Annotated in this window: 11 protein-coding genes and 1 pseudogene; all 12 read right to left on the bottom strand. The window is 67.3% G+C overall.

Annotated elements, in window-relative coordinates:
- Window positions 1-30 precede the first annotated feature (30 nt).
- Window positions 31-425, bottom strand: a pseudogene (locus HWX00_RS36610) (helix-turn-helix transcriptional regulator); the annotation flags it as partial.
- A gap of 226 nt (window positions 426-651) precedes the next feature.
- Window positions 652-3825 (bottom strand): multidrug efflux RND transporter permease subunit, encoded by a 3174-nt coding sequence (locus tag HWX00_RS02610; RefSeq protein ID WP_175029071.1) that lies wholly within the window; start codon window positions 3823-3825, stop codon window positions 652-654.
- A 76-nt stretch (window positions 3826-3901) separates the two neighbouring features.
- The gene (locus HWX00_RS02605; RefSeq protein WP_175029067.1) at window positions 3902-5536 is read right to left on the bottom strand and encodes an ABC transporter ATP-binding protein; all 1635 of its coding nucleotides are present in this window, start codon (window positions 5534-5536) and stop codon (window positions 3902-3904) included.
- Entirely contained in the window at window positions 5536-6639 is a 1104-nt protein-coding gene (locus tag HWX00_RS02600) for an ABC transporter permease (protein WP_059557640.1), read from the bottom strand. The genes HWX00_RS02605 and HWX00_RS02600 overlap by 1 nt, the downstream gene beginning before the upstream one ends.
- Complete coding sequence (locus HWX00_RS02595) at window positions 6593-7645, bottom strand: microcin C ABC transporter permease YejB (RefSeq protein ID WP_034186847.1); 1053 nt, start codon at window positions 7643-7645, stop codon at window positions 6593-6595. The genes HWX00_RS02600 and HWX00_RS02595 overlap by 47 nt, the downstream gene beginning before the upstream one ends.
- 12 nt (window positions 7646-7657) lie before the next feature.
- Complete coding sequence (locus HWX00_RS02590; RefSeq protein ID WP_175029068.1) at window positions 7658-9580, bottom strand: extracellular solute-binding protein; 1923 nt, start codon at window positions 9578-9580, stop codon at window positions 7658-7660.
- Between the two features lie 238 nt (window positions 9581-9818).
- Complete coding sequence (locus HWX00_RS02585) at window positions 9819-12596, bottom strand: TonB-dependent receptor (protein WP_049029071.1); 2778 nt, start codon at window positions 12594-12596, stop codon at window positions 9819-9821.
- 315 nt (window positions 12597-12911) lie between these two features.
- Entirely contained in the window at window positions 12912-13487 is a 576-nt protein-coding gene (locus HWX00_RS02580; RefSeq protein ID WP_034186844.1) for a helix-turn-helix domain-containing protein, read from the bottom strand.
- A 304-nt stretch (window positions 13488-13791) separates the two neighbouring features.
- The gene (locus tag HWX00_RS02575) at window positions 13792-14982 is read right to left on the bottom strand and encodes a tetratricopeptide repeat protein (RefSeq protein WP_175029069.1); all 1191 of its coding nucleotides are present in this window, start codon (window positions 14980-14982) and stop codon (window positions 13792-13794) included.
- Window positions 14983-14998: 16 nt separating this feature from the next.
- Window positions 14999-15430, bottom strand: a complete 432-nt coding sequence (locus tag HWX00_RS02570; RefSeq protein WP_034186842.1) for an ExbD/TolR family protein — start codon at window positions 15428-15430, stop codon at window positions 14999-15001.
- 29 nt (window positions 15431-15459) lie between these two features.
- Window positions 15460-15882, bottom strand: coding sequence for an ExbD/TolR family protein (locus tag HWX00_RS02565; RefSeq protein ID WP_089472862.1), 423 nt, complete (start codon window positions 15880-15882; stop codon window positions 15460-15462).
- Window positions 15883-15902: 20 nt separating this feature from the next.
- Window positions 15903-16805, bottom strand: coding sequence for a MotA/TolQ/ExbB proton channel family protein (locus HWX00_RS02560; RefSeq protein WP_124607907.1), 903 nt, complete (start codon window positions 16803-16805; stop codon window positions 15903-15905).
- Between the last annotated feature and the right edge of the window lie 76 nt (window positions 16806-16881).

The following is a 16881-nucleotide window of genomic DNA, read 5'->3' as shown; positions in this document are numbered from 1 at the left end:
GGCTTCCGGGGCGCCACGACACGCGGTGAATCATGCGGATTCACCCGCTCTTGCCGGATCGTCGAACAACGCAAGGAGCGCGGATTGCGACCCGACACCGAGCTTTGCGTAGCGATGCTTTTTATGCGCACGCACGGTCTCGAACGAGATCGACAATTTCTCGCCGATCGCGCACGACGAGAACCTGCTCAACGACAACATCGCCACTTCGACTTCGTGCGTCGTCGACGCACCGCGGCCGTTCTTGCCGGTCAGCACGCCGAAGCGCGCGCGGATCGGGGGTCTCGTTTTCCGTTGCACGCGGCGCCTCCTTCGCGGGGAACGTTTCGAAGCACAGACGCTGCTGCACAAGGCCATCTCGCGGTCGTCGTACTTGCTCGTCTTGCCGAGCAAAAAACCCGCGTGTGATCGCGATCGATCACGAGGCCCGTGTTCTCATAGCCGGGCGACCAGCCGGCGAGTCTGTCGTGTCGTCAATTCCAGCCGTTCCGCCGCACGGCCGGGCAGCTTACGCGGCACGAAAGCGGACATTTCAATCTAGCCACTACAATCCAAACTGTCGATAATTATGATTATGTCAAATAATATATTTCCGTCCGGATTGGCACCATCCAACCGCTGACCCGACCGAAAACGACCCGCTTCCCACCCTCAATCCACCTCCAGATCCCCGACCGTTTCCGCCCGCCGCGCGTCGCGCGGCGTCCCGACAGCCTGCCGGCCGCGCCGGCCGGCGGACGCCACCAGACGAAACGCGACCGGCGCAAACACGAGCCCGAACAGCGTCGCCGCCAACACGCCTCCAAACGCGCCCGTACCGATCGACCGCCGGCTTTCGGCGCCCGCGCCCGTCGCCAGCACGAGCGGCACGACGCCGAGCAGGAATGCCATCGACGTCATCACGATCGGCCTGAACCGCGCGGCAGCCGCGTCGATCACCGCCTGCCGCAGCGGCACGCCGCGCGCGGCCAGGTCACGTGCGTACTGCACGATCAGGATCGCGTTCTTCGCCGCCAGCCCAACCACCGTGATCATCCCGACCTTGAAATACACGTCGTTCGGCATGCCGCGCGCGAACGCCGCCGCGATCGCGCCGATCACGCCGAGCGGCACGATCGTCAGCACGGACAGCGGAATCGTCCAGCTTTCGTACAGCGCGGCGAGCGCCATGAAGACCGCGAGCACCGACAGCCCGACGAGCAGCGGCGTCTGCCGCGCGGCAGCCTGTTCCTCGCGCGCCGCATCGACCCAGTCGAAGCCGATTCCGGCCGGCAGCGCGCCGGCGAGCCGCTCCATCTCCGCCATCGCCGCGCCCGAACTCGTGCCGGCCGCCGCCCGGCCGCTGATGTCGAGCGACGGATAGCCGTTGTAACGGTTCAGCATCACCGGGCCGATCGTCCAGTGCGGCGCGGCGATCGCCGACAGCGGCACCATGTCGCCGGTGCGGTTCGGCACGGTCAGCGCCATCAGTTGCGTGTCGGTCGCGCGGGCGCCCGGCTCGGCCTCGATGATCACCCGGCGCATCCGGCCCGACGCCGGAAAATCGTTGATGTAGTTCGAGCCGAACGTGCCGCCCAGGAGCCCCGCGATCCGCTCGAACGGTACGCCGAGCGCATACGCCTTCGCGCGATCGACGTCGAGCTCGATGCGCGGCGCGTCCGGCAGGTCTTCGAAATGCACGGCAGCCAGCAGCGGATCGGCCTTCGCGTGTTCGGACAGTTGCTCGCGAGCCGCCTTCAACGCATCGAGCCCGACCCCGCCGCGATCCTCGAGCCGGAACGTGAAGCCGTCGGCATGCCCGATGCCGCGCACCGAAGGCGGCAGCGACGCCTCGACGTCGCCGTCGAGAATCTCGCCGAAACGCCCGTTGAGCCGGTCGCGCAACGTCATCGCGTCGACGTCGCGCCGTGCCCAGTCCTTCAACTCGACGAACGCCATCCCGACGTTCTGCCCGCTGCCCGCGAAACTCCAGCCGACCACGCTCGTCACGTTCGCGATCGCCGGCTCCGCGCGCAAGATCGCCTCGACACGCTCGACGACCCCGAGCGTGCGCGCCTGCGTCGCGCCAGCCGGCAACTGGATCATCACCTGCAGCTGCCCCTGGTCCTCGGTCGGCAGGAAACCGCCCGGCATCATCCAGTACAGCAGCGCGCATGCGATCACGAGCGCCGCGTAGACCGCGACGACGACGCCGGTGCGCCGCACCGCGAGCACGGCGACGCGCCGATACCCGGCCTCGACGCGCGCGAAACCCGCCCCGAACCGGTCGGCCAGCCGTGCGCCGATGCCGCGGCGCCGCGCATCGGCGGCCCTGCCGTCGTGCCGCGCGACCGGCTTCAGCAGGTTCGCGCACAGCGCGGGCGTGAGCGACAGCGCCATGAACGACGACACCAGCATCGACGCGATCATCGCCACCGCGAACTGCCGGTAGATACCGCCGACGGTCCCGGAAAAGAACGCCATCGGCACGAACACGGCGGTCAGCACCGCCGTCACGCCGACGATCGCCCCGCCGATCCGCTTCATGGCGCGCCGCGTGGCATCGCGCGGCGACACGCCCTCCTCCATCACGCGGTGCACGCTCTCGACGACGACGATCGCGTCATCGACGAGGATGCCGATCGCCAGCACGAGACCGAACATCGTGAACACGTTGATCGACAGCCCGAACGCCCACATGGCGACGAACGCGCCCATCAGCGTGACCGGAATCACGACGGTCGGCACCAGCGTGTAGCGCAGGTCGCGCAGGAACAGCCACATCACGCAGAACACCAACACGACCGCCTCGAGCAGCGTCAGCACGACCTCGCGGATCGCGATCGTCACGAAATGCGCGCCGTCGAACGGGATCTCGATCGCGACGCCCGGCGGCAACGTCCTCGACAGCTCGGCGAGCCGCGCACGAATCGCATTCGACGTTTCGAGCGCATTGCCGCGCGGGCCGAGCTGGATGCCGACCGTCGCGGCCGGCCGGCCGTTCAGCCGCGAATAGAACGAGTAGTCGTCGCGGCCGATCTCGACGCGCGCGACGTCGGCGACGCGCACCGCCGAACCGTCCGTCTTCGACTTCAGCACGATCCGGCCGAACTCGTCCGGCGACGCGAGCTGCCCCTTGACGACGATCTGCGCGGTGAGCTGCTGGCCGCCCGGAAACGGCGCGTCGCCGATCGCGCCGGCCGTCACCGTCGCGTTCTGCGCGCCGATCGCCGCGATCACGTCGTCGGCGCCAAGGCCGTATTCGCGCAGCTTGTGCGGATCGAGCCAGACCCGCAGCGCCTCGTCGGCGTCCCACAGCTCCGCCGCGCCGACGCCCGGCGCGCGCTTCAGTTCGCGCAGCACGTAGCGGTTCAGGTAATCGCCGAGCTGCGCGGAATCGCGCATGCCGTCGGTCGACGTCAGCGTGACGAGCATCAGGAACGTGTTCGCCGCCTTGAACACGCCGATCCCCTGCTGGACGACCTGCTGCGGCAACCGCGACTCGACCTGCTTCAGCCGGTTGTTCACGTCGACGAGCGCGATGTCGGGATCGGTGCCCGGCGAAAACGTCACGTCGATCTCGAGGTTGCCGTGACCGTCGCTGCTCGTCTCGTAGTACAGGAGCCCGTCGGCCCCGTCGAGGCTTTCCTCGATGATGCTGCCGACGTCGCCGTCGACCGTCTCGGTCGACGCGCCCGGATACGCGGCGGTGATCACGACGCGCGGCGGCGCAAGGCGCGGATATTGCGCGATCGGCAGTTGCGGAATCGCCAGCACGCCCGCGACGACGACCGCGAGCGCGACGATCCACGCAAACACCGGACGATCGATGAAGAACGACGGCATCGACATGCGTCAGCGCACCGCCGGCGTTCGGCCGCCCGGCACGCGGGCGGCCTGGGCGCGCTGCGCCCGGTACACGTCAATCATCGGTTCTCTCTCGGGAGCCGCGCACCGGCGCCAGCATCGACGACGCCAGCAGCGCGCGCGTATACGGATGGGACGGCGCCTGCAGCACGTCGAGCGTATCGCCCTCCTCGACCACGCGCCCCGCCTTCATCACGACGACCCGGTGGGCCATCGCACGCATGACCGCGAGATCGTGCGTAATGAACAGGTAGCTCAGTTTGTACTTCTTTTGCAGATTCGTCAGCAGATTCAGCACCTGTTTCTGGATCGACACGTCGAGCGCGCTGGTCGGCTCGTCCAGCACCAGCAGTTCCGGCTCGACCGCCAGTGCGCGCGCGATCGCGATCCGCTGGCGCTGGCCGCCGGAGAATTCGTGCGGATAGCGCAGCATCGACTCGGCCGGCAGGCCGACTTCCTGCAGCAGCGCGGCGATCCGCGCGCGCCGCGCGTCCCCGGCCACCTGCGGCCGGTGCACCGCGAGCCCTTCGCCGACGATCTGCTCGACCGTCATCCGCGGCGACAGCGAGCCGAACGGATCCTGGAACACCACCTGCATCCTGCCGTACAGCGCGCGCCTGCCGCCCCTGGTCCGCAGCGTGTCGAGCGGCAGGCCGTCGATTTCGATCGCGCCGGCCGCCGGCCGCTGCAGGCCGAGCACCGTCGCCGCGAGCGTCGATTTCCCCGAGCCGGACTCGCCGACGATCCCGAGCGTTTCGCCGCGCTTCAGCGACAGCGTCACGTCGTGCACCGCGCGGAACGTCGTCTTGCCGAGCGCCCCGCGCCAGCCTTTCACCGCGATGCGGTAGTCGACCGCGAGATCGCGCACGTCGAGGATCGTCCGCGCCGCGGCCGCGACGGGCTCGACGGCCCGCTGCGGCGCGCTGTCGAGCAACCGGCGCGTGTACGCATGCTGCGGCGCGGCGAACAGCGCATCGGTCGTGTTCGTCTCCACCAGCACGCCCTGCTCCATCACGGCCACGCGCTGCGCGAAGCGCCGCACCAGGTTCAGGTCGTGCGTGATCAGCAGCACGGCCATGCCGCGCGCGGCGGCTTCCTGCTCCTGCAGTTCGAGCAGCAGATCGACGATCTGCTGGCGCACCGTCACGTCGAGTGCCGTCGTCGGTTCGTCCGCCAGCAGCAGCCGCGGCCGGCAGGCCAGCGCCATCGCGATCATCGCCCGCTGGCGCTGCCCGCCCGACAGCTGATGCGGAAAACTGTCGATGCGCCGCTCCGGCTCCGGAATCCCGGTGCGCCGCAACAGCGCGATCCCGCGTTCGCGTGCGTCGCCGGGCCGCAGCCCCTCGTGCAGCCGCAGGCTCTCGGCGATCTGCTTGCCGATCGTATACAGCGGATTCAGCGCGGTCATCGGCTCCTGGAACACCATCGCGATGTCGGCGCCGCGAATCCCGCGCATCTGCTGTTCGGTCTTCGCGAGCAGGTCCTCGCCGTCGAACAGGATCCGTCCCGACAGCGCCGCCTGTTGCGCGAGCCGCAGGATCGACAGCGCCGTCACGCTCTTGCCCGACCCCGATTCGCCGACGAGCGCGACACGCTCGCCGCGGCCGATCGACAGGCTCAGGTCCCGCACCGCGGGCTTCGCGCCGAAGCGCGCCGAAAACCCGTCGATCTGCAGCAACGCGTTCGCCATCATCGCCCTCCGCCGAACGCCGAGCCGCGCGCACGCGTGTCGAGCGCGTTGCGCAACGCGTCGCCCATGAACGTCAGCAGCAGCAGCGTCACCACCAGCGCGGCGAATGCGGAGATCGAGATCCACCACGCATCGAGGTTGTTCTTGCCCTCCTGAAGCAGCTCGCCGAGGCTCGGCGTCGGCGGCTGTACGCCGAGACCGAGGAAGTCGAGGCTCGTCAGCGACAGGATCGCGGCGCTCATCCGGAACGGCAGGAACGTGATCACCGGCGTGAGGCTGTTCGGCAGCACGTGACGCCACATGATCTGCGCATTCGTCAGCCCCATCGTGCGGGCCGCTTTCACGTAATCGAGCATGCGGTTGCGCAGGAATTCGGCGCGTACGTAGTCGGACAGCACGAGCCAGCCGAACATCGACAGCAGGATGAACAGCAGCCACAGCGACGGCGTGAAGATCGATGCGAAGATGATCAGCAGGTAGAGGTCCGGCAGCGCGCTCCAGATCTCGATCAGGCGCTGGCCGATCAGGTCGGTGCGGCCGCCGTAGAAGCCCTGCAGCGCCCCCGTCAGCACGCCGACCAGCACGCCCGACACGGTGAGCGCGAACGCCATCAGCACCGACAGCCGAAAGCCGTACAGCAGCCGCGCGAGCACGTCGCGCCCGAACTGGTCGGTGCCGAGCCAGTTGCTCGCCGACGGCGGCGCCGGATACGGCCGCGACGCGAAGTAGTCGATCGTGTCGTAGCGATAGCGATTCGGCGGATAGATCGCGAAATTGCCGTGCGACTCGAGCTTCGCACGGATGTACGGATCGAGGTAGTTCGTCTTCGCGGGAAAGTCGCCGCCGAACTCGGTCTCCGGGTAGTCCTTCACGATCGGGAAATAATAGTGCCCGTCGTAGCGCACGAGCAGCGGCCGGTCGTTCGACAGGCCATCGGCACACAGGCTGAGCGCGAACAGCACGACGAAGATCACGAGGCTCGCATGGCCGAGCGGCTGCGCGCGAAAGCGCTGCCAGGTACGCCGCCACGGCGAAGGCGACGGCGCGCACGCGGGATCAGTGGTCCAGGCGGCTGAACTGGATACGGGGGTCGACGAGGACATAGCAGATATCCGCGATAAGCTTGGTCAGCAGACCGATCAGGGTGAACAGGAACAGCGAGCCGAGCACGACCGGATAGTCGCGACGGATCACCGCGTCGTACGACAGCTGCCCCATTCCGTCGAGCGAGAACAACGTCTCGATCAGCAGGTTGCCGTTCAGGAATGCGCCGACGAAGGCCGCAGGCAGCCCGGTGAGCAGCGGGATCGCCGCGTTGCGCAGCACGTGCTTCCACAGCACGTCGCGCTCAGGCGCCCCCTTCGCCCGCGCGGTCAACACGTACTGCCGGCCGATTTCCTCGAGGAACGTGTTCTTCGTCAGGATCGTGACGATCGCGAAATTGCCGATCACGGCCGCCGTGACGGGCATCACGATGTGCCACAGGTAGTCGAGCGTCTTGCCGATCAGCGTCAGGTCGTCGAAGTTGTCCGACGTGAGCCCGCGCATCGGGAACACCTGCCAGAACGTGCCGCCGCCGAACAGCATCAGCAACAGCACGCCGAGCACGAAACCCGGCACCGCGTAGCCGGTCAGCACCAGCACACTCGTCACGGTGTCGAACCGCGAGCCGTTGCGCACCGCCTTCGCGATGCCGAGCGGCACCGACACGAGATACGTGAGGATCACCGTCCATAGCCCGAGCGTGATCGAGACCGGCAGCTTCGAGCGGATCACCGCCCACACGCTGCGGTGTGCGAAGTAGGACTGGCCGAGGTCGAACGTCGCATAGCTTTTGAGCATCAGCAGGTAGCGTTCGAGCGGCGGCCTGTCGAAGCCGAACTGTTTTCGGATTTGCGCGATCTGCTGCGGGTCGACGCCCTGGCTGCCGTGATAGCCGCCCCCGCCTCCGCCCGCCTCGCCCCCGCGTGCGCTGCCGTGCCGCAACTGCGCGAGCACCTGCTCGACCGGGCCGCCCGGCACGAACTGCGTGACCGCGAACGTGATCGTCACGACGCCGACCAGCGTCGGAATCATCAGCAGCAGCCGCCTGAATATGTATGCCAGCATCGTCGTTCCCCGTCAGGCCGCCGGTGCGGGTTGTGCCGCCGGCTTCTTCACGTACCAGTAGTCGATGATCCAGTCCTCGTACTGATAGGAGTTCGGCACGACCGCCGGATGACCGAGCGTCGCCTTGTACCCGATCCGCGCGTTCGGCAGGTAGTACTGCGGGATCAGCACGTACAGGTTGATCAGCACGCGGTCGAGCGCATGCGTGGCCGTCTCGAGATCGTCGAGCGTGTCGGCCGCGAGCGCCGCGCGGATCAGCGCATCGACGGCCTTCGACTTCACGCCCGGATAGTTCTCGGAGCCCGGCTGCGACGCGGCCGCGCTGCCGAACCGGCGCGTCAGCTCCGCGCCCGGGATCGTCACGGGCAGGTAGATGTACGTCGTCATGTCGTACTCGAAATTGTCGAGCCGCTTCAGGTAGACGGCGCTGTCGATCTCGTGCAGGTACGCGTGGATGCCGAGCGTCGCGAGCGCCTGCGTGTACGGCAGGATCAGGCGGTCCATGCCGGGCTGGTCGTCGATGATCTCGATCGTCATCGGCGTGCCGTTCGCATCCCGCAGCGCGCCGTCCCGGTAGTGCCAGCCGGCCTGCTCGAGCAGGTCGCGCGCCTGCTTCAGGTTCGCGCGCAGCGAGCCGGGCGGCAGCGTCGACGGCTGCGCGATCATCGGGCCGAATACGGCCGGCGGCAACGTCGACCGGTATGGCTCGAGCAGCGCGAGTTCCTTCGCGCTCGGCATGCCGGACGCCGCGAACGGGCTCGCCTCCCAGAAGCTGTTGGTACGGCGGTACTGTCCGTAGAACATCATCCGGCTCATCCAGTCGAAGTCGAACGCCAGCGCGAGCGCATGCCGCACGCGCACGTCCTGGAACATCGGCTTGCGCAGGTTCATCAGGAAGCCCTGCATCTGCGCGGGGCCGTCCGGGAACTCGCCCTTCCTCAGCATCCCGTTACGGAAATTCTTGCCGACGTACTTGCGTGCCCACTGCGTCGAGCTGTACTCCATCCGCGCATCGATGTCGCCGGCCTTGAACGCTTCGAGCGACGTGTACTGGTCCAGGTAAAGCTTGAACGTCACGTGCGCGAAGCGGAACATCCCGCGCCGCGACGGCAGGTTCGCCGCCCAGTAGCGCGGGTTGCGCACGTAGCGGATCTGCTTGTCGTTCCTGCGCTGCTCGATCAGGTACGCGCCGCTCGCGATCGGCGGCACGTTCGCGATCTGGTCGAACGGCGGCCGCGTGCCGTCCGCGCGTTGCCCCCATTTCGGCGAGAACACCGGCAGGTCGCCCGCGATCAGCGCCGCGTCGCGCTCCGCGTGCTTGAACTCGAAGCGGATCGTGTGGCCGTCGACCACCACCGCGCGCTTGATGATCGAGAACTGCGCGTTGTAGAGCGGCGACGCCTGCGGGCTCGTCAGCGTGTCGAACGAGTACTTGACGTCGGCCGCGGTGATCGCGTCGCCGTTCGAGAATCGCGCGGCCGGGTTGAGGTGGAACGTCGCCGACAGCCGGTCCGGCGCAACCTCGACGTCATCGGCGATCAGCGCGTATTCGGACGCGAGTTCGTCCCAGCTGCGCTGCATCAGCGTGTCGAACATCAGGTTCTTGATGTCGGGCGCGGGCGAACCGCGCACGAGGAACGGGTTCAGCGAGTCGTAGCTCTGCGCTTCGTCGTAGTTTTCGAAATCGAGCGTGCCGGTGTCGGGTGCGTTTACATCCGCGTAGTCGAAATGCGTGAAGTCCGGCGGATATTTCGGCTGATCGTATTGCGAGATCGCCGGCGCCGCGAGCGCGTCCCGCGGCAGCGCACCGCTCGACACGAGCAGCACCGCGCAGGCAAACAACGCGGCACGCACGCCGCGACGCATTCGCGCCTGCGCGCGCATCAGACGTGTGCGGTGCGACACGCGTGCCCCTCGCCATTTCAACAGTCTCATGGTCAGTCTGTCCGGAAGCGTGCGGGCGCGAAGCCTTCGCACGGTCGATGCCTGTGCCGGACGCCGCGTGCCGGCCGCGTCCCGCTGGTGGTTCATGGTGCAAGATCGAAACGCCGCGCCGTCGCGTGCCGCGATTGCGGGCCCGCGTGGCGCCAGGCGAAAAAGGGCCGCTCCAAACAAAGGGGAGGTGTGGACGTGGAGCGGCCCGTCCAAGCCTGTCAATCCATCGCCGCCTCCATCAGAACTTGTACGTCGCGCCGACCTGCGCGAACCGGCCGATGTACGAGTACACCGACGTGTCGTACCCGCTCTGGCTCAGCGTGCCGTTCGCGAAGATCGGATCGTACGGCGGCGTGCGGTTGAAGATGTTGTCGATGCCGCCGTAGATCGTCCAGTTCTTGAAGCCCGTGTACGTCAGCATCAGGTTGAACTGGCTGTACGAACCGACTTTCGGCGGCTCCGCCATCAGGTTCTGCGCGTACGGGCCCGTGAACTGCCACGTCAGCGCCGCATCGAACTTGCGATAGTTCCAGTCCAGCGTCGTGTTGCCGCGCCAGCGCGGGAAGCTGCCGCCGAACGGCTGCGTGATCGTGAAGTTGTTGCCCGCGCCGTTCACCGGTGCGCCGCCCGGGAAGCCGATCTTGTAGCTGTTGATGTACGCCCAGTCGCCCGACAGCGTGAGCATGCCCCAGCCCTTGAGCGGCAGCCCCTGGCGGAACGTGCCTTCGAAGCCGTTCGTGTCGAGGTAGCCGAGGTTCTGGTACGGAATGACCTTGTACAGCAGCTGGCCGGTCGTCGGGTCGGTCACGACCTGCGACGGCTTGCCCTGGCCGATCACGTTGTCGATGCGGATCTTGTACCAGTCGAAGCCGATGTCCGTGTAGCGGGCCGGCGAGACCTGGAAGCCGATGTTGAAGTTGCGCGTGCGCTCCGGCGCGAGGTTCGGGTTGCCGACCGTGATCGACGTGTAGTTCTGCCCGGTGGCCGGATCGACCTGGATGCCGAGCGTCTGCGACTTGCTGTCCTCGACGAAGGTAGGCGCACGGAACCCGCGGTTGTACGACGTATACAGCGTCAGCGCCTTGATCGGCTGGTAGCGCAACGCAAAGCGCGGCGAGAAGGCGCCGCCCACGTCCGTGTAGTGGTCGTAGCGGCCCGCCTGGCTGAACGTCAGGTTCTCCAGGATCGGCACGTTGATCTGGTAATAGACGGCCGCGACGTTGCGCGCACCGTTCACCGTCTCCAGGTCCGGCGAGATCACCGCGCCGGACAGGTACTCCGAGCCCGGCGTCAGCGTTTCGCTCTGGTGCGTGAACTGTGCGCCGAAACCGATGCCGACGTCACCGGTCGGCAGATGGAACAGGTTCGGCGTCGACAGCGTCGCATCGATCGTGTCGAGCTTCGAGATGCCGAGGTTGTTCGCTTCCTGGTACAGCCCGTTGAACGCGTTCGGCGTCGCGGCCGGGTTCGCGAAGTTCAGCGTACCGTTCTGGTAGATGTTGTTCAGCGCGTTGACGTTCAGCTGGTTCGTGAACACGTTCGACACCGTGCTCTGCGAATGGCTGACCGACGTCGCCCAGTCCCAGTCGCCGTACGGCAGCGTGAAGGAACCCTTGATGCCGGCCGCCGCGCGCCAGTAGTTCGCCCAGGTCTTCTGCGCGACCGTGTTCGGGAACGCGTAGGTCAACGGCGTCGCCGCGCCCGTCGTGTTGTACGGGTTGGTCACCGGCACGACCGTGTTGAACGGCGACAGCAACTGCGTCTGCGGATTCCAGACGAGCGCCGGGTTCTGCGGGTTGCCGATCACGTTGTTCCACAGGCCGTCATTGGTCGTGGTCGTGTTGTAGCTTTCCAGGAAGTCCGCGAACGCCGTCGTCGTGTCGTTGATCTTGAAGTCGCCGTGCAGCTTCGCGTTCAGGCGTTCGGTCATCGGCAGGATCGACGTGCTTTCCGCCGTGTTGAACGCGCAGATCGTGCCCGGCAGGCCGGCCGACAGCGAGTTCGGCGCGGCCGGGCGAACCGCCCCGCCGGACGGGCAGCCGTTCAGCGCCTGCGCACTGCCGTCGGGCATGTTCCAGTAGGACGGCGCGAGCAGCGAAAAACCGCCCGGCTTGCCCGTGAAGTCCTGGTTGCGCGTCGAATCGCGATCGGCCAGCGTGAAGCCGTTCGACTTGTAATAGCTGAGTGCCGCCGTCACGTTGAAGCGGTCGGCGTTCAGGTCGCCGAAGCCGCCGAGCACGCCGAATTTCGTCGTGCCGTCGCCGTTGCCGGCATTGATCGCGCTGCCGATGCTGCCGTCGAGTTGCAGCCCGCGGAAATTGTGCTTCGTGATGATGTTGACGACGCCGCCGATCGCGTCCGACCCGTATTGCGACACCGCGCCCGTCTTCACGATTTCGATGCGCTCGATGTCGTTGAGCGGCAACGTGTTGAGGTCGAAGAACGAATCGACGCTGTTCGAGAAGAACGCATACGGCGCCACGCGCTGGCCGTCGACCAGCACGAGCGTGTATTTCTCCGACAGGCCGCGCAGCGCGATGCCGGCTGCGCCGGCCGCGAAGTTGCCCGATTGCCCTTCGCCCCAGCTGTTCGCCGAGTTGGCCGTCGCATTGCGCAGGAAGTCGGTCACCGTCACCGCGCCGCTGGCCTGGATTTCCTTCGGCGTGATCGTCTGCACCTGCTGGAAGCCCGTCTTGTCGGATTGCCGGATCAGCGAGCCGGTCACCTCGAACCGCTTGATCTGCGCGACCTTGCCCTGCCCGTTCTCGGCGGATGCCGCAGGCGTTGCCTCGGCTGCCGCACCGGACGCCACATCGGGGGCCGCGGCCCCCGCAGCGGCGGCGCCGCCCGCCTGCGCGACGGTCACGGGTGCGCCGTTCGCGACCGCATCCGCGATGGCGACGGCGCCCGGCGCCGGCTGGCTCTGGGCGAACGCCGACGGCGCCAGTGCGGCCGTCAACGCGAGTTCCGCCCAGACTATCCTCTTGATGGCCAACGCCAACACTCTCTGCTTCATCTTGTTTCCTCTCGCTCGTAGTAAGACCCCACCTGCCGTGCGCCGGAACCTTGTGAATTCCTTGCGCGTCCTGGGTGCCCGTGTACCGGAACCCGCGATTGCCACTGTTTCGACTGCCATGACTCGAACGGATCGGCCTCGGGGCACCCGCACCATTCAGCACGACCGTTTTTTCTTTTGATTCGTCATACTAATTACCTACATTGAGCGCACCGCCTGCTTCCTCCCGGTTCGACGGATGGCGCATCGTGACGCGCGCCCCTCCTTCGATCGGGTACTTCTCCTTCGTCGCGGCCCGAAGCGTGGCCGGCGCCGCTAGAACAACCTCGGCGTGCCGACCCAGACGATCACGGCTTCCTCGTCGGCCGTGTTGTGCCACGCATGCGGCATCGTCGACTCGTAATGCGCGGTATCGCCCTCGTTCAGCGTGAACGTGCAGTCCTCGAGGGTCAGCGCGACCTGCCCGCGCATCACATAGACGAACTCCTCGCCCGCATGCGTGGTCATCTCGGACGGCTGCTGCCCCGCCGGCATCCTGACGAGGATCGCGTCGAGCTTGCGGTCGTCGGCCGGATTCGTCAGCCGCGCGAACAGGCTCGCCGAGTTCGCGAACTGGAAATATCGCAGCGCGTTGCCGCGACACACCGAACGCGCTTCCGTCGGCGTATCGATGAAGTACTGCATCGTCACGCCCAGCGCTTTCGCGATCCGGACCAGCGACGTGATCGACGGCGTGGCCCGCCCGCGCTCGACCTGCGACAGGAACGGCTTCGAGATACCGGCGATGCCGGCCGTTTCGTCGAGCGTGAGTTTCAGGCGCTGGCGCAGCGCCCGGATCTTGTTGCCGAGCGACACGGCGACGAGCACCGACTCATCAGGGGGCACAACCATGGAAGGACGGAGCCTCGCAGTCGAAATCGGTTTGATGTCGGCGATCGTTGACCGAAGCCACGATGCGCACGGCCCGGCGCGATACCGGCCCGTGCACGGCAGCCGCGGGCGGGCCGTGCGCGGCGCGGCGCGGTACCGTCGCGGCCCGCGCGCACGCGTCTCGCTCATTTCATTCGGTTTACTAACTAACAAGGTTGCCCCTTTTCGTCGTTGAACCTGACCGCCATGCATCGGAACGCTCGCGGCGGCACGCCGCTTGCCGACTGACTGCGCCCGCGTCGTGTGCCGGCGCCCTTTCGTTGCGTTACCGGGAAGCCACCGCCGTCCACAGCCTGGCCAGGTCACCGGAACCGTCGGTTCCCTTGACCGTGCGCAGCACCTGCACCGCACGCGCCTTCTGGCCGGCCACGTAGTACGCCTCGCCGAGCCGCAGTCGCGCCGCGTCGGGATGCTCGAGGCCGCCCTTGGCGATCGCCTGCTCCATCATCGGCAAACCCTGCTGCGCCCGGCCCGAAAAGACGAGATTCATGCCCGTGTCGAGCGGCGTCACCGGCGTCGCGGCGTCCCCGCCCGGTTGCGCGCGCTTCGCGGCAAGCGCCTGCAGCCGCTTCTCGCGATCCGCCTGTGCGTCCTTGCCGAGTACGCCGGTCGCGAACCCCTGGTCGATCACCTGCTTGCCTTCGGCGGGAGACCCCGCAACCAGCGCGAGTTGGGTCATCTCCATGTACGCGTCGGCCGTCGCAAGCGAGCCCGTCGCACGTCGCAACCGGTAGATGTCGAGGTCGAGCGACGACAGATACCCGGGCGTGCCGCGAATGGCCGCGATCATTTCGTCCCAGTACGCGGGACTCGGATGGTAGGCGACCAGCAGCCCGAGTGCCCCGCGATACGCGTTGCCGTCCTTCACTTTCTGCGCGCACGTCGCGAGCATCTGCAACTGCCCTTCGTCCGGCGCGTGCCCGCCGTTCGCCTGCGCGTCGGTGCTCGCCTTCAACTGGCTCACGACCGGCGCGCAATCGTTCGACAGGTAGTACGACTGCGTGAGCAGCGTGCGCATTTCGGGATCCGTGCCGCCGGCCTTCAGGTAGCGCTGTGCGGTCCGGATCGCCAGCGGGTAGTTCTTTTGCTGGAAGTAGATGCCGGCCAGCGCGGCCGTGGTGCGCTGCTCGTCCTCGCCCGACAGCCGCCCCGAGTTCAGCACCGACTCGTACGCCTGCGCGGCCGTGCCCGTGTCGCCAGCCGCCATCGCCGCCGCGCCGCGCATCTCCTCCACCATGTACGTTTCGTACGGCGTCCGGTTGGGCACGGCCGCCGCCTGGGCGATCTTGCCGAGCGCGTCGCGATACTTGTGCGCGCGGTACAACTCCTGCGCCGCCGCGAGCGGTTTCGCCACGTCCGGCCGCAGCGCGTCCGCCGGCAGCGCCGGCCGGCCGAGCATGCAGGCCGCGCCGAGCGCCGTCACCGCCACCATCCGTTTCCATCGTCGCTGGTTCATCGGCTCGTCCGTTTCGTCATTGCATGAACTGTTCGTTGCCGATCAGGCCGATCTTGGTCGCGCCCACGCGCTGCGCGGACGCCAGCACGGCCGCCACGTCCTTGTACGGCACCAGCTTGTTCGGGCGCAGGTGGATCTCCGCCTGCACGGGTTCCGCCGCGACCTGCGACAGTTTCGCCTCGAGCGCCGAACGGTCCGGCACCGGCGCGCCGTTCCACGTCGTCGTGCCGTCGAAGTCGATATCGATCTGCACGACTTCCGGCGGCGCGGCCGGCGGCGGCGGGTTGCCGACCGGCAGGTCCATCTTCACCGAATGCATCTGGATCGGAATCGTGATGATCAGCATGATCAGCAGCACCAGCATCACGTCGATCAGCGGCGTGGTGTTGATGTCCACCATCACGTCCGGTTCCGCATTGCTCCCGCCCGAAGGCACGTTCATCCCCATCGTCGACTCCTGTGGATCCGCGTTGGCGCCTAACCGCCGCGCGCCGGCGGCTCCGTAATGAAAGACAGCTTCGCGATCCCCGCGCGCTCGCACATCGTGACCACTCGCCCGATGAACTCGTAGCGCGTGTTCTGGTCGCCCCGCACGTGGACGCTCGGCTGCGGCTGTTGTTGCGACACGCTCTTGAGCTTCGCGAGCAGCGTTGTCGCGTCCACCAGCTGCTCGCCCCAGAAGAAATCGCCGTCGCGATTCACCGCGATCTCGATGCTTTTCGGCGTCGTCTGCAGCGGCTGCACCGTCTCCTTCGGCAACTGAAGCTGGATCGTGTGCGTCACGACCGGAATCGTGATCAGGAAGATGATCAACAACACCAGCATCACGTCGACGAGCGGCGTCGTGTTGATGTTGGCGATCACCTCGTCGCTATCGTCCTGCCCGACGTTCATGGCCATCGCGCGCCTCCGTCAGCCGGTCAGTTCGCGAGCGACGCCGCCGGCGCCCGCACCGGGCGCCGGTTGCCGGCCAGCAGCACCGTGTGCAGTTGCGCGCCGAAGTTGCGGACCCGCTCCATCACCGACTTGTTGCGCCGGACCAGGAAGTTGTAGCCGAGCACCGCCGGCACCGCGACGGCGAGGCCGATCGCGGTCATGATGAGCGCCTCGCCCACCGGGCCCGCGACCTTGTCGATCGAGGCCTGGCCCGCGATGCCGATCGCCGTCAGCGCGTGATAGATTCCCCAGACGGTGCCGAACAGCCCGACGAACGGCGCGGTCGACCCCACCGTGGCCAGGAACGCGAGGCCGTCCTGCATCCGGTTCGATACGTTCGTGATCGAGCGCTCGACCGATACGTCGATCCACGTGTTGCGGTCGACCGCTTCGAGCAGCGCGTCTTCGTGATGCTCGCCGGCTTCGATCGCGGTTTCGGCGATGAACCGGAACGGCGACGCCTCGTCGAGCATCCTGGCGCCCTCGGCCAGCGACGGCGCGGTCCAGAGCTGCGCGTCGGCCAGTTTCGCGCGGCGATTCGCGCGCAACTGCTCCAGGAACTTCGTGATCATGATGTACCAGCTTCCCATCGACATGATCACCAGCAGGATCAGCACGAAACGCGCGACGAAATCGCCGTTCTTCCACAGCGCGCCGAGCCCGTACGGATTGTCGACCGCGACCGTCGTGGCCGGCGCGGGCGGCGGAGCCGGCTCGGCGGCGGCCGGGACCGTGGCCGGCGCGGCCGACGGCGCCGCGGCCTGCGCCGATGCATCGGCCGCCCCGCTGGCCTGCGCATGGGCGAGCTGCGGCGCAACGAACCCGTCGACCACGGCGACGGACATCAACATGCTTGCCGCCAGCGCGGCCAGTGAACGCTTCGTCATACCCCACTCCAGTTCTTTCGGTGAACTTATTACGTAAGTTCGAGACGGTTTTCCCCGACCCGGCGCGTGCCGGGCC

Source organism: Burkholderia seminalis DSM 23518, from assembly GCF_902832885.1.
GTDB classification, from domain to species: domain Bacteria; phylum Pseudomonadota; class Gammaproteobacteria; order Burkholderiales; family Burkholderiaceae; genus Burkholderia; species Burkholderia seminalis.
This window is presented reverse-complemented; position numbering and strand designations above follow the sequence as displayed.

Bases quoted from the DNA above. Each gene is read 5' to 3' on its own strand.
- HWX00_RS02570 (WP_034186842.1), bottom strand. From the start codon at position 15,430: ATGGGGATGAACGTGCCTTCGGGCGGGAGCAATGCGGAACCGGACGTG.
- HWX00_RS02565 (WP_089472862.1), bottom strand. From the start codon at position 15,882: ATGGCCATGAACGTCGGGCAGGACGATAGCGACGAGGTGATCGCCAAC.
- HWX00_RS02605 (WP_175029067.1), bottom strand. From the start codon at position 5,536: ATGGCGAACGCGTTGCTGCAGATCGACGGGTTTTCGGCGCGCTTCGGC.
- HWX00_RS02595 (WP_034186847.1), bottom strand. From the start codon at position 7,645: ATGCTGGCATACATATTCAGGCGGCTGCTGCTGATGATTCCGACGCTG.
- HWX00_RS02590 (WP_175029068.1), bottom strand. From the start codon at position 9,580: ATGAGACTGTTGAAATGGCGAGGGGCACGCGTGTCGCACCGCACACGT.
- HWX00_RS02575 (WP_175029069.1), bottom strand. From the start codon at position 14,982: ATGAACCAGCGACGATGGAAACGGATGGTGGCGGTGACGGCGCTCGGC.
- HWX00_RS02610 (WP_175029071.1), bottom strand. From the start codon at position 3,825: ATGCCGTCGTTCTTCATCGATCGTCCGGTGTTTGCGTGGATCGTCGCG.
- HWX00_RS02600 (WP_059557640.1), bottom strand. From the start codon at position 6,639: ATGTCCTCGTCGACCCCCGTATCCAGTTCAGCCGCCTGGACCACTGAT.
- HWX00_RS02560 (WP_124607907.1), bottom strand. From the start codon at position 16,805: ATGACGAAGCGTTCACTGGCCGCGCTGGCGGCAAGCATGTTGATGTCC.
- HWX00_RS02585 (WP_049029071.1), bottom strand. From the start codon at position 12,596: ATGAAGCAGAGAGTGTTGGCGTTGGCCATCAAGAGGATAGTCTGGGCG.
- HWX00_RS02580 (WP_034186844.1), bottom strand. From the start codon at position 13,487: ATGGTTGTGCCCCCTGATGAGTCGGTGCTCGTCGCCGTGTCGCTCGGC.